Source organism: Angustibacter sp. Root456, assembly GCF_001426435.1.
GTDB lineage: Bacteria > Actinomycetota > Actinomycetes > Actinomycetales > Angustibacteraceae > Angustibacter.
In genome coordinates, this window is the sequence record NZ_LMER01000014.1 from 420,368 (window position 1) to 433,410 (window position 13,043).

The 13,043-nt window shown below is 72.0% G+C and carries 7 protein-coding genes, 3 tRNA genes and 1 pseudogene; 4 read left to right on the forward strand and 7 right to left on the reverse strand.

Going from position 1 to position 13,043, the window contains the following annotated elements; genetic code table 11:
• Positions 1–140: 140 nt before the first annotated feature.
• The 6 genes and pseudogenes from ASD06_RS19960 to ASD06_RS07165 all read right to left on the reverse strand — a co-directional run.
• Positions 141–1,505 (reverse strand): annotated as a pseudogene (locus ASD06_RS19960) (FG-GAP-like repeat-containing protein); the annotation flags it as partial.
• Positions 1,506–1,679: 174 nt separating this feature from the next.
• A tRNA-Val gene (locus ASD06_RS07145) sits at positions 1,680–1,754 on the reverse strand.
• Position 1,755: 1 nt separating this feature from the next.
• Positions 1,756–1,826, reverse strand: a tRNA-Cys gene (locus ASD06_RS07150).
• Between the two features lie 76 nt (positions 1,827–1,902).
• Positions 1,903–1,975: transfer RNA gene (locus ASD06_RS07155), tRNA-Gly, on the reverse strand.
• 82 nt (positions 1,976–2,057) lie between these two features.
• Positions 2,058–3,200 carry a ribosome small subunit-dependent GTPase A gene (rsgA, locus tag ASD06_RS07160; RefSeq protein WP_082537775.1) on the reverse strand — a complete coding sequence of 381 codons (1,143 nt, stop codon included), beginning with the start codon at positions 3,198–3,200 and terminating at the stop codon, positions 2,058–2,060.
• Between the two features lie 240 nt (positions 3,201–3,440).
• Positions 3,441–4,481 carry a YihY/virulence factor BrkB family protein gene (locus tag ASD06_RS07165; RefSeq protein WP_056674877.1) on the reverse strand — a complete coding sequence of 347 codons (1,041 nt, stop codon included), beginning with the start codon at positions 4,479–4,481 and terminating at the stop codon, positions 3,441–3,443.
• A gap of 61 nt (positions 4,482–4,542) precedes the next feature.
• Between ASD06_RS07165 and ASD06_RS07170 the strand changes: the two genes are divergently transcribed.
• The 4 genes from ASD06_RS07170 to ASD06_RS07185 all read left to right on the forward strand — a co-directional run bounded on the left by ASD06_RS07170 (position 4,543) and on the right by ASD06_RS07185 (position 12,010).
• Positions 4,543–6,177 (forward strand): acyl-CoA dehydrogenase family protein, encoded by a 1,635-nt coding sequence (locus ASD06_RS07170; protein ID WP_056674878.1) that lies wholly within the window; start codon positions 4,543–4,545, stop codon positions 6,175–6,177.
• A gap of 131 nt (positions 6,178–6,308) precedes the next feature.
• On the forward strand, positions 6,309–8,471 hold the full coding sequence (gene glgX / locus ASD06_RS07175; RefSeq protein WP_056674879.1) for a glycogen debranching protein GlgX: 2,163 nt from the start codon (positions 6,309–6,311) through the stop codon (positions 8,469–8,471).
• Entirely contained in the window at positions 8,468–10,936 is a 2,469-nt protein-coding gene (gene treY, locus ASD06_RS07180; RefSeq protein ID WP_056674880.1) for a malto-oligosyltrehalose synthase, read from the forward strand. The genes glgX and treY overlap by 4 nt, the downstream gene beginning before the upstream one ends.
• 120 nt (positions 10,937–11,056) lie before the next feature.
• The gene (locus ASD06_RS07185; protein ID WP_056674881.1) at positions 11,057–12,010 is read left to right on the forward strand and encodes a hypothetical protein; all 954 of its coding nucleotides are present in this window, start codon (positions 11,057–11,059) and stop codon (positions 12,008–12,010) included.
• A 64-nt stretch (positions 12,011–12,074) separates the two neighbouring features.
• Here the strand turns inward: ASD06_RS07185 and ASD06_RS07190 are convergent, their stop codons facing one another.
• The gene (locus tag ASD06_RS07190; protein WP_082537776.1) at positions 12,075–13,022 is read right to left on the reverse strand and encodes a polyphosphate kinase 2 family protein; all 948 of its coding nucleotides are present in this window, start codon (positions 13,020–13,022) and stop codon (positions 12,075–12,077) included.
• Positions 13,023–13,043: the final 21 nt, after the last annotated feature.

The following is a 13,043-nucleotide window of genomic DNA, read 5'->3' on the forward strand; positions in this document are numbered from 1 at the left end:
CAACCGGTACCGATCTGGACGCGCGGGAGCCATCCCCCGATGCCGTTGCCGCCGTACAGCCAGAGGCGGCCACGGGAGTCGCGTGCCACGAGATCGCTGGTGCGGTCGCCGGTGAGGTCGCCGGAGCTCATGATCGTGTNGAGCCAGAGGTACCCGGTGGCCCCTTCGCGGGCGATGAGGTCGACCGCGCCGTCTCCGGTGAAGTCGCCCGGGGCCGCGAAGGCGTTCATGACGTTCCAGTTCCTGCCCACCCGCACCCGCGGCGCCCAGCCTGACGTCCCGGTACCGGGGTACAGCCACAGGTAACCCGTCGACCGCTCGCGCGCGATGAGGTCGTTCTTCTGGTCTCCGGTGAAGTCACCCACGCCGATCAGGGCGTTCATGACGTTCCAGTTCGTGCCCGCCCTGACACGCGGGAGCCAGCCGCCGCGGCCGTTGCCCCGGTACAGCCACAGGTAGCCGGTCCTCGTCTCGCGGGCCAGGACGTCCTGCGCCCCGTCGCCGCTGAGGTCACCGGGCGTCTCGAGGGCGTTGAACACCTGCCACCCCGAGCCGATGGCCACCGCCGCACGCAGCGTCCCCACGCCGGTGCCGCCGTAGAGCCGCAGCTGACCGGTGGAGGCCACCCGAGCCAGGACGTCGTTGTTCCAGTCGCCGGTGAACTCGGCGGTGGAGTTCGACAGGCTCGACGGCGGCACGGCGAACGTGGTGAAGGCGTACGAACCGCAGGTGAGGTCGTAGTCACGCGTGTCGTCGTACCACTGCGAGAGGTAGACCCGGCCGCCCGAGAAGCTGGCCTGGGTGCAGCGGTCGAGGGCCTCGGACGGGTAGTCGAGCCGGCCCGCCGTGGCCCACACGGGCACGCCCGGCAGCCGCCACGACCCCGTGATCGTCTGCCACCCGTTCAGGTAGGAGTAGAGACCGTAGGCCTTTCCGGCGTCCCGGAGCCGACGCATCAGGCCCTCGACGACGTACCGGTTCGTTCGCTGTTGCTGGGCGGTGGCCGTGGGCCAGGGCTGAGCCGAGCGGGGCTCGACGTCGATCCACACCACGCCGGGCGCGAAGCCCACGCGGCTCAGGCTGGCCAGGGCGAAGCCGCCCTCGGCGTAGCCGACGTTCGAGAGCCGACCTGCCGACGTGCGGGTCGACCACGGCCCCGCGGCGCCGTAGGCGATCAGCTGGGCGGGCGTCGGGTAGGCGGCCATCGTGTACGCCTGCGTGGGCACGTCGTGGGAGGCGGCCCAGGTCACCTGGTCGGCGAGGCAGGGGTTCTCGGTGAACGGCAGGCCCTGGGTGAGACCGATGACGACGAACTTCGCCGTGGTCGGTGGCATCGGCAGCCCGTACCCGCCGTCGGCGACCGAGCACTGCGGCCACGAGATGTCGTTGCCGTACAGCGTCGCCGCTCGCGCGTGCTGCGGGCCGGTTGGTGGGAGTCCCAGCACCGCGATGACGAGCGCCAGCACGGCGAGGAGCAGACGGCGACGGGAACGGTGCGCTCGCATGGCGACCCCCTTGGCACGAGACTCAGTGCCAGCGCAGCACCACGCAGGGGTCGGCGGCAGTGCCGAAGGTCCCGGTGGCCTGCCTTCGCGTGCAGGCCCGAGGGAAGGTGCGGGGAACCGGAGCGCGGTTCTGGAGGAAACAAGAAGCCCCAGGCCGCAGACCTGGGGCTTTGCTGGTGGGCGATACTGGGTTCGAACCAGTGACCTCTTCCGTGTCAAGGAAGCGCGCTACCACTGCGCCAATCGCCCGAGGTGGAGACGGGATTCGAACCCGTGTACACGGCTTTGCAGGCCGTTGCCTCGCCTCTCGGCCACTCCACCGTGATGGTCCGTCGCGTCTGCCACTCGCTCGACACCCGCGATGACCAGCGGCTGCCGCGAGCTGCTGACAACCCCGAGCGGACGACGGGACTCGAACCCGCGACCCTCACCTTGGCAAGGTGATGCTCTACCAACTGAGCCACGTCCGCATGCTCCGGGATCTCTCCCGGCGCGTCGGAAACACTATCCGATGCCTGACGCCAGAGCCAAACCGGATCCCCCTCGCGCGCGTCAGCGCTTCTGCCGACCGGACTTGGCGGCCCGGCGGTTGTCCAACGTGCGCTGCTTCCACACGGCGAGCTCGGCGGCGCGCAGGCGGGCGTCGACGCGCCTGGCCTGGTAGGCCGCCTCCCGCTGCAGCTTGCGCCACGAGGCCAGCCGACGCTCAGGAAGCTCACCAGCGTCGATGGCTGCCTGCACGGCGCAGCCCGGCTCGCGGTCGTGGGCGCAGTCGCTGAACCGGCAGTCGAGCGCCAGTCCGTCGATGTCGGCGAAGACCTCAGCCAGCCCCTCGCCGCCCTGGAGGCCGACGCTGCGCAGGCCGGGCGTGTCGATCACCGCACCGCCGCCGGGTGCCAGGTGCAGCTCGCGGGTGACGGTGGTGTGGCGACCCTTGTGCACGGCGCCGAGCGCCTGCGTGCGCATGGCCTCGCGGCCGAGCAGTGCGTTGAGCAGCGTCGACTTGCCCACGCCCGAGGCCCCGAGCAGCGCCAGCGTCGCGCGGTCCGCGAGCACCTCGCGCAGCGCGTCGAGCCCCTCGCCCTCGTGGGCGATCGTGACGTCGACCGGGCAGCCCGCCGCCACCTGACCACCGATCTCGGCAGCCAGCTCTGCGGCGTCGTGACCCAGATCGCCCTTCGTGAGCACGAGGCGCGGCTGCGCGCCGCTCTCCCAGGCCAGGGCCATGAGCCGCTCGATCCGGCCCAGATCGGGGTCGGGGTAGAGCCCCTCGACGACGGCGACGACATCGACGTTGGTGGCGAGCACCTGGCCGCTGGAGGTGCCACCCACCTGGGCCCGCACCACAGCCGTACGGCGCGGCAGCACGGCCTCCACGGTGTGGTTGCCGTCGGGCCACGCTTGCACGCGGACCCAGTCGCCGGTGCTGGGCACGGCGAGCGGGTCGGACGCGACGGCGGCGACGACGTCGGCGCCCCAGGTGGCGCGCACCGGGCCGGCGGCCGAGAGCGTGTCGCAGGCGCCGCGGTCGGTGCGGACGACGCGCGCGGGGAACGCCGGCGCGTCGGGGAGGTGGATCGTCGACGCCTCGTGGAACGCGTGGTCCCAGCGGTCGTCGAAGCCCAGCCGGCTCAGCTGGTCGGCCGAGGCGAGGTGAGCGGGTACTGCAGCATCGCGGGCAGAACGGAACGTCATGGGACGCCTTTCGAGCGGGCCCCGGCGGGCTCGTCGTCGCGAGAGCGGACGAGCGTCAGGCGCGCAAGGCCGAGGGGACCCCCTGAGGGGCCGGGTAGCGAGGAGATGCGTAGACGACGGTCATGCGGTCCACCTCCACGTGCGCTCGACGAGCCAGCGGCTCGAGTTCGCCGGGCCGAGAGCGGCCGGCGCGGGCGGTTGACCCGACGATGTCGAGGCTAGGTGCGCCCCCGCGGCGCGTCACCTGGTTTTTCGCGCCTCACTGCGCATGCCGGTCGGCGCGCTCCCAGCGGCACCCGGCATCTCGTCGTCCGGCTCGGGCACGGGGGTGAGCGGACGCCGCCGCCGGTCGAGCCGGACGAGCGGTGACCGCGAGTCGCCCCGCACCGGCCACAGCTCGCGGCTGGCGGCGTTGAGCGCAGCACCGATCAGCACGGCGATGGCCAGGAAGTACAGCCAGATCAGCACGACGATCGTCGCGGCCAGCGGCCCGTAGATCGACGTCCCGCCCACCGACGCGCCGATCACCTTGCGCACCACGAACGACGCCAGCACCCAGATCACCAGCGTGAGGACGGCGCCCGGCACGTCGCGGCGCCACGACGTGCGGCGCGGCGTGGCCACGTGGAACAGCGACGCGACGCTGCAGACGGTGAGCAGCGTGACCACGGGCCAGTACAGGTTGAGCAGGAAGTCGACCTTGGCCGGCAGCAGGTCGTTCAGGATCGCCGGGCCGAGCAGCACCAGGGGCAGCACGACCGCGCCCACCAGTACCGCGGCCGTGTAGAGGCTGAACGACAGCGCCCGCGTGCGCACGATGCCGCGCTCACCGCCCTGCCCGTACATGATCGAGATGGTGTCGATGAAGACGTTCAGCACGCGCGAGCCCGACCACAGGGACAGCACGAAGGCGATCGAGATGATGTCGAGCCGGCCGCGAGCCAGGACGTCCTGGATCGTCGGCGTGATCTGGCTGGCCACGGTCTGCGCCGTGAACACCCGCTCGGCCATCGCCTCGAGCTGCGCGCTCACCCGGTCGACCGTGCCGGGGCCGAGCGCCCCACCGAGGTAGCCGGCGCCACCCACCAGCCCCAGCACCATCGGGGGCAGCGAGAGCAGCGCGAAGAACCCGGCCTCCGAGGCCAGGCCGGTGACCCGGTAGCGCAGGCAGATCGACACCGTCTCGCGGGTGAGCGCCCAGAGGCTGAGCAGCACCCGGGAACGCCACAGCGCCCGCAGGCGCGCCAGCACCCACGGGGTGCTCGACGTCCCGCTGCTCACTACTCCACGGTATCCGCGCTGCGACCGCCCGCCGACCGCCGACACGGCCTACCGTGTCGCCATGGCGACCCACGAGGTGACGAACCAGGTGCCACCGCTGGAGGGCCAAGACGTCTTCGGCGACGACCGAGCACTCGTCGAGGCGGTGAGCCGGTACGGCGCCGAGCACGCCCTGGGCGACCTGCACGACCTGGGCCGGCTGGCCGGCACTGCCCGCGCCCAACGACTCGGCGACGACGCCAACACCTTCACGCCGCGGCTCGTGACGCACGACCCGCGTGGGGCGCGGGTCGACGAGGTGGAGTTCCACCCGGCCTGGCACGAGCTCATGGCCACCGCCGTCGCCGAGGGTCTCGCCGGCGCGCCGTGGGCTGCGGCGCCGGCCTCGGGCGCCCACGTGGCGCGGGCGGCGGGCTTCGTGGTGTGGTCGCAGGTCGAGGCGGGCCACGGCTGCCCGGTGTCGATGACCTACGCCGCGGTGCCGGCCGTGCGCACCGATCCCGTCGTGGCCGCCGTCTGGGAGTCCCGGCTGACCTCGCGCGTGTACGACTTCGGACTCCGGCCGGCGAGCGAGAAGGCCGGGGCCGTCGCGGGCATGGGGATGACCGAGAAGCAGGGCGGCAGCGACGTGCGAGCCAACGCGACGGCGGCCGTGCCGACGCCGGGTGGCCCGCTCGCCGGCGGCGACACCTACCGCCTCACCGGGCACAAGTGGTTCTGCTCGGCGCCCATGAGCGACGTGTTCCTCGTCCTCGCCCAGGCCCCGGGGGGCCTGACCTGCTTCGTCGTCCCGCGCGTGCTCGACGACGGCGCGCGCAACCCCTTCGCGATCCAGCGGCTCAAGGACAAGCTGGGCAACCGGTCGAACGCCTCGGGCGAGGTCGAGCTCGACGGCAGCTGGGGGGTGCGGCTCGGCGACGAGGGCCGCGGCGTGCGCACGATCATCAACATGGTCGCCGCGACGCGGTTGGACTGCGTGCTCGGCTCGGCGGCCACGATGCGCCAGGCTCTCGTGCGCGCCACGCACCACAGCCGCCACCGCCGCGCGTTCGGGGCGGCGCTGGTCGACCAACCGCTCATGCGCGCGGTGCTCGCCGACCTCGCGCTGGAGTCCGAGGCCGCCACCGTGCTGGGCCTGCGCCTCGCGGCGAGCGTCGACGCCGGCGACACCGCGTTCGGCCGCCTGGCCGTGGCGCTGGGCAAGTTCTGGGTGTGCAAGCGCACGGCGCCGATGGTGGCCGAGGCGCTGGAGTGCCTCGGCGGCAACGGGTACGTCGAGGAGAACGGCCTTGCGCGCCTCTACCGCGAGGCCCCGCTCAACTCGATCTGGGAGGGGTCGGGCAACGTTAACGCGCTCGACGTGCTGCGCGCGCTCAGCCGGGAGCCGGCGTCCGTGGAGGCGGTGCTGGACGAGATCCGCCTGGCTGCGGGGGCGGACGTCGGCTTCGACCGCACGGTGAAGGAGCTCGAGACGAGCCTGCTCACCGGCAGCGCCCAGGAGCAGGAGGCCGGCGCCCGCTGGACGGTCGAGCGGCTCGCCGTCGCACTGCAGGCCTCACTGCTGCTGCGGCACGCGCCCGCGGCCGTGAGTGACGCGTTCGTGCGCACGCGCGTGCTCGGTGAACGGGGTGCGACATTTGGCGCTCTCCCCAGCAGCCTGGACGTCGACCGCATCGTCGCGCGCATCCTGCCCTGAGCACCAGGGCGGCTGCCTGACGCGACACCCTGGCGCGCCGGTCATCGGATATCGGGCAGAATCAGTGAGCCCCGGCCGCGGTCGGGCACCCCTGGCGACGCACGTCGTCCCACCCACGACGGAAGAGCTCCATGCGTACCTGGCCCGGAAAGCCCTACCCCCTGGGCGCTACCTACGACGGCACCGGCGTGAACTTCGCCCTGTTCTCGGAGGTCGCCGAGCGCGTCCAGCTGTGCCTGATCGACGACCAAGGGCTGGAGACGCGCATCGAGGTGCCCGAGACCGACGGGTTCGTCTGGCACGTGTTCATCCCCGGCCTGCAGCCGGGTCAGCGGTACGGCTACCGCGTCCACGGCCCGTTCGACCCCAAGAACGGCCACCGGTGCAACCCGGCCAAGCTGCTGCTCGACCCCTATGCGAAGGCCATCGACGGCCAGGTCGACGGCGACGAGTCGCTGTTCTCCTACCGGTTCGCCGACGCCGACGCCAACGGCTCGGCACCCATCAACGACGAGGACAGCCTCGGCCACACGATGCTGTCGGTCGTGGTCAACCCGTTCTTCGACTGGGGCTCCGACCGCTCCCCCGGCCACGAGTACCACGAGAGCGTCATCTACGAGGCCCACGTCAAGGGCCTGACGCAGCAGCATCCCGGCATCCCCGAGGAGATCCGCGGGACCTACGCCGGTATCGCGCACCCGGCGACGATCGAGCACCTGACGTCCCTCGGCGTCACGGCGCTCGAGCTCATGCCGGTGCACCAGTACGTGCAGGACTCCCACCTGCTGCAGCAGGGGCTGTCGAACTACTGGGGCTACAACACCATCGGCTTCCTCGCACCGCACAACGCCTACTCCGCCACCGGATCCCGCGGCCAGCAGGTCACCGAGTTCAAGGCCATGGTGAAGGCGCTGCACGAAGCCGACATCGAGGTGATCCTCGACGTCGTCTACAACCACACGGCCGAGGGCAACCACCTCGGGCCGACCCTCGCGTTCCGGGGTATCGACAACGCCGCCTACTACCGGCTGGTCGACAAGGACCTCGCCCACTACTACGACACCACCGGCACCGGCAACAGCCTGCTCATGCGCCACCCGCACGTCCTGCAGCTCATCATGGACTCGTTGCGCTACTGGGTGACCGAGATGCACGTCGACGGCTTCCGCTTCGACCTCGCGTCGTCACTGGCCCGCCAGTTCCACGAGGTCGACCGCCTGTCAGCGTTCTTCGACCTCGTCCAGCAGGACCCTGTCGTGAGCCAGGTCAAGCTCATCGCCGAGCCGTGGGACGTCGGCGACGGCGGCTACCAGGTCGGAAACTTCCCCCCGCTGTGGACCGAGTGGAACGGCAAGTTCCGCGACACCGTGCGCGACTTCTGGCGCGGCGAGGCGTCGACCCTGGGCGAGTTCGCCTCGCGCCTCACCGGCTCCAGCGACCTGTACGAGCACTCGGGCCGCAAGCCCATCGCGTCGATCAACTTCGTCGTCGCTCACGACGGCTTCACCCTGCGCGACCTGGTGTCGTACAACGACAAGCACAACGACGCCAACGGCGAGGGCGGCAACGACGGCGAGAGCCACAACCGGTCGTGGAACTGCGGCGTCGAGGGCGAGACCGACGACCCCGAGATCCAGACGTTGCGGTTGCGCCAGCAGCGCAACATGCTCGCCACTCTGCTTCTCTCGCAAGGCGTCCCGATGATCGCCCACGGCGACGAGCTCGGTCGCACGCAGGGCGGCAACAACAACGTCTACTGCCAGGACAACCCCACCGCGTGGGTCGACTGGGACCTCGACGACGACGAGCGCGACCTGCTCGAGTTCACTCGACGGCTCGTGCAGCTGCGCCACGACCACCCGGTGTTCCGGCGCCGACGGTTCTTCGCCGGCAGCGCCGACCACGGAGGCGAGAGCGAGCTCGGCGACATCGCGTGGTTCACGCCCACCGGTGAGCACATGAGCGACGAGGACTGGCGCAACGGCTACGCCCGCTCGCTCATGGTGTTCCTCAACGGCGCGGCGATCCCCGAGCCCGACCGGAGGGGCACCCGCATCGTCGACGACTCCTTCCTGGTGGTCTTCAACGGCCATCACGAGGAGATCGACTTCGTGCTGCCGCCCGTCGAGTACGGTCAGGGCTGGGTCGCCGAGCTCGACACCACCGAGGCGTTCGTGCGCGTCGAGGTGCCCGAGCTGGCCGCCGAGGCGGGCACCGGCCTGAAGCCAGGCAGCGCGCTCACCGTCGGTCCGCGGAGCGTCGTCGTCCTGCGCGCGCCACGGCCGACACCGTGACCGCCCGCCGCCCTGCTCCCGGCCGTCCGGTGCCGACGTCCACCTACCGGCTGCAGGTGCACGGCGGCTTCGGCTTCGACGACGCCTCGGCCACCGCCGACTACCTCGCCGCGCTCGGCGTCTCGCACGCCTACCTGTCACCGGTGCTGCAGGCGGCGCCGGGCTCGACCCACGGGTACGACGTCGTCGACCACTCGCGCCTGAGTGCCGAGGCGGGCGGCGAGGCGGCGTTCGAGCGGCTCGGCGACGTCCTGCGCGGGCACGGCCTGGGCACCGTCGTCGACGTCGTGCCCAACCACATGGCGGTGCCGACACCGGCCTACCTCAACGCCCAGCTGTGGTCGGTGCTGCGCGACGGCCCCGGCTCGCCGTACGCGTCGTGGTTCGACGTCGACTGGTCGGTGCCCGACCGCGCGATCCTCATGCCGGTGCTCGGTGCGCGGATCGGCCAGGTCATCGACGCCGGCGAGCTGTCCCTCGTGCGCGACGGCGGCGCGGACGGCGAGGAGCTCGTGCTGCGCTACTACGACCACCAGTTCCCCGTGCGTCCGGGCACCGAGGAGCTGCCGCTCGCCGAGCTGGTCGACCGGCAGTGGTACCGGCTCGCGCACTGGCGGGTGGCCGACGAGGAGCTCAACTACCGGCGGTTCTTCGACGTCGACACGCTGGCTGCGGTGCGCGTCGAGCGGCCCGAGGTGTTCGAGGCCACGCACCGCCTGCTGCTCGACCTGTACGCCGCCGGGCGGCTCGACGGCTGGCGCATCGACCACCCGGACGGCCTCGCCGACCCGCGCGGCTACCTCGACCGCCTCGCTGACGCGACGGGCGACGCCTGGGTGGTGGTCGAGAAGATCCTCGAGGGCACCGAGCAGCTGCCGCGCGACTGGCGCTGCGCCGGCACCACCGGCTACGACGCGCTGCAGCGCCTCGGCGGCGTCTTCGTCGACCCGGCGGGAGCAGCGCCGCTGTCGGCGCTGCTCACGGAGCTCACCGGCGACGCCGAAGGCATCGAGGCCGTCGTCGACACCGCCAAGCGCGAGGTCGTGGCGCAGGGCCAGTACGCCGAGGTCAACCGGCTCGTCGACCTGCTCGTGGCCATCTGCCACGACGACGTGCACCTGCGCGACCACACCCGGCGCGGGCTGCACGACAGCGTCGTCGAGCTGCTCGTGGCCATGGACCGCTACCGCGCCTACGTCGTCCCTGGCGAGCCGACGCCCGACACCTCGGTCGAGGTGGTCGAGCAGGCGGCAGCCCGGGCTCGGGTGCGGCTGCCCGAGCACGAGCACGACACGCTCGACCTCGTGCGCGACCTCGTGCTCGGGCTGAGCGCCACCGACTCCGACCCCCGCCGGGCCGAGCTCGTGGTGCGCTTCCAGCAGACCTGCGGCCCGGTCATGGCCAAGGGCATCGAGGACACCGCCTTCTACCGGTGGTTCCGCCTCGCCAGCCTCAACGAGGTCGGCGGCGACCCCGAGCACTTCGGCGTCGCCCCCGAGGAGCTGCACGCCTTCTTCGGCCGGCTCCAGGCCACCTGGCCGACGTCCATGACGACGCTGTCGACCCATGACACCAAGCGCGCGGAGGACGTGCGGGCGCGGCTGGCCGTGCTCAGCGAGCTGCCCGCCGACTGGGCCTCGCTGGTGCGGGAGGCCCGCGAGCTGACCACCGAGCACCGCGATCCGGCGCTCGACCCGGCCACCGAGTACCTCATCTGGCAGACGGTCGTGGGCACGTGGCCACCGAGCGGCGACGCGATCTCGGGTGAGCGCCTGCACGGCTACCTCGAGAAGGCCGTGCGCGAGGCGAAGACCCACACCACCTGGACGGCGCCGGACGAGAAGTACGAGGCCGCCGTCCACCGGTTCGCCGACGCGGTGCTGGCCGACGGCGGCGCGCGTGCGCTGCTGGCGCAGTGGGCCGAGCGCACGGAGCCGGCGTTCCGCGTCAACGTGCTCGGGCAGAAACTGCTGCAGCTCACGGCGCCGGGCGTGCCCGACGTCTACCAGGGCACTGAGCTGGTCGACCTCTCGCTCGTCGACCCTGACAACCGGCGTCCGGTCGACTACGCCGAGCGGCGGCGGCGGTTGACGTCCCTGGACGCCGGCGGCGCGCCGTCCGGCCTCGACGACGAGAAGCTGCTCGTCACCTCGCGGTCGCTGCGGCTGCGGCGCGAGCACCCGGAGTGGTTCACCGGGCCGGACGCCGTTTACGTGCCCGTGGCGACGACGACGGGGAACGCGATCGCCTTCGGGCGCGGGGACGACTCGGGCGTGCACGTGGTGGCGGTGGCCACGCGGCTGCCGGTGTCGCTCGAGACCTACGGCGGCTGGCGGGAGCACACGCTGGCGCTGCCCGAGGGCCGCTGGCGCGAGGTGTTCACCGGGCGCGAGGTCGAGGGCGGGTCCGTGCACCTCGCCGACCTGCTGGCGACGTTCCCCGTCGCCCTCCTCACCCGCACCTGACGACTTGTGACGACTTTGCGACCCTTCTCAGGCGATGAAGGGTCCAGAACGCGTCACATGTCGGCGAGCCCTGTGGACGACGCCAGCGGGGTGCCGGAGTAGGTCGTCAGGCTGGCTCTTGTGCCGAAGCCGTTCGTCCCACCCGAGCTCGCGGACCGCGCCTTCACTGCCGAGCAGGCGGCCGGCCTCGGCGTCTCAGCGCGCATGCTGCGGGGCGCTCAGTGGCGACAGCTCCTGCGCGGCGTCTACTGCCACCGTGACCTGACCATCGACGACGACGTCCGGCTGGCGGCGGCTCGGCTCGCCCTGCCGGAAGACGCCGTCGCTTCGGGGCGGCTCGCCGCGTGGCTGCACGGTGCGTGGTCTCCGTCGCCCGGTGAGCCGCTGCCTCTGGAGTGGGCGCGGGACAAGGCACGGGCGCGGCCGCTGCGCACCCTGGACGGCTCGCACCGCCTGGTGGTCGAGGGGTCGGACGTCGTCGTCGTGCGAGGCCTGCGCTGCACCTCCGCGATGCGCACCGCCTTCCAGCTGATGCGCCGTGCCCCCCTCGTCGAGGCCGTGGTCGTCGCGGAGGCGTTCGCGTGGTGCGGGCAGCTGGAGCTGCCGTGGCTGTGGGCCTACGTCGACGCTCACCGCCGATGGCCAGGCGTCGAGCACACCCGCCGCGCCCTGGACTTCGTCAAGAACGGTGTCCGGTCACCTGGCGAGTCGCGGCTGCGGATGGTCGCGGTGCTGGGCGGCCTGCCCGAGCCACTGGTCAACCTGCCCGTCGAACGGGGACGGGAGCTGCTCGGCGTCCTGGACCTCTACCTCATCGGACGACGTCCGGCGGGCGCCGAGTACGACGGCGCCTACCACGAGTCCGCAGCCCAACGGACGGCCGACAACCGTCGCGAGAACCGGATCACGGTCGAGACCGGGCTCCCCGTGCTGCGCTACGACCGGCGCAGCATCAGCCGGCACGCGGCGCGCGAGCGGGTGCTCTGGGAGATGGCTCGGGCCACGGGCGTCGAACCACGCAACAGCCTGGACCCCCGCTGGTTCAACGATCCCCGGCGGCCGTTCCGCTGGTGACTTGTGACGCGTTCACGACCCTTCTCGGCCCCGGAAGGGTCGGAAACGCTTCACAAGAGGGGGGTCAGGAGGAGGCGAGGCGGGCCTGCTCGGCGGCGACGTCGAAGTCGGCCGGCGGCCACTGCGGCGCCATGCCCTCGAGGTGCTCGATGAGCAGCTGCTGCACGGCCCAGCGGGCGTACCACTTGCGGTCGGCCGGGACGACGAACCACGGCGCCGCCTGCGTCGAGCACCGTGTGAGCGCCACCTGGTACGCCTGCTGGTAGTCGTCCCAGTACGCCCGCTCGTCGAGGTCGCCCGGGTTGTACTTCCAGTACTTGTCCGGACGCGCCAGCCGCTCGGCCAGCCGCTCCTTCTGCTCGTCGCGGCTGATGTGCAGCATGACCTTCACGACCGTCGTACCGCGCTCGACGAGCCGGCGCTCGAAGTCGTTGATCGCGGCGTAGCGCTTCGACCACGTCGCCTGGGGCACCAGGTCGTGCACCCGCACCACCAGCACGTCCTCGTAGTGCGACCGGTCGAACACCCCGATCTCCCCCGGCTGCGGCAGCGCCTGGCGGATCCGCCACAGGAAGCCCTTGGCGCGCTCCTCGTCGGTCGGCTTCTTGAACGCCGTGTGCCGCACACCTTGTGGGTCGACCGCCCCCACCACGTGCCGCATGATCCCGCCCTTGCCGGAGGTGTCCATGCCCTGGACGACGAGCAGCAGCGAGCGCTTCCCCCCGCCCTTGCTCTCGGCGTACAGCCGCTCCTGCAGCCCCGACAGCCGCTGCTCGCCGGCTGCGAGCGCCGCCTTTCCCGCGCGCTTGTTGCCCCCGAAGCCGGGCGTCGAGTGCGGGTCGACGTCGCTCAGCTGGAACCCCTCGCCCACCGCGACCAGCTCGCGCACGAGCACGTCGGGGTCGCTCAGCTGGTCGGCGAGCCGCTCGCGTGCCTGGTCGAGCTCGCGGCTCAGCCGGTTGAGCCGCTTGACGTCCTTGCTGCCCGGGTCGACGACCGGATCGTGTGCCATCGGGTGATCATGGCAGCGCGC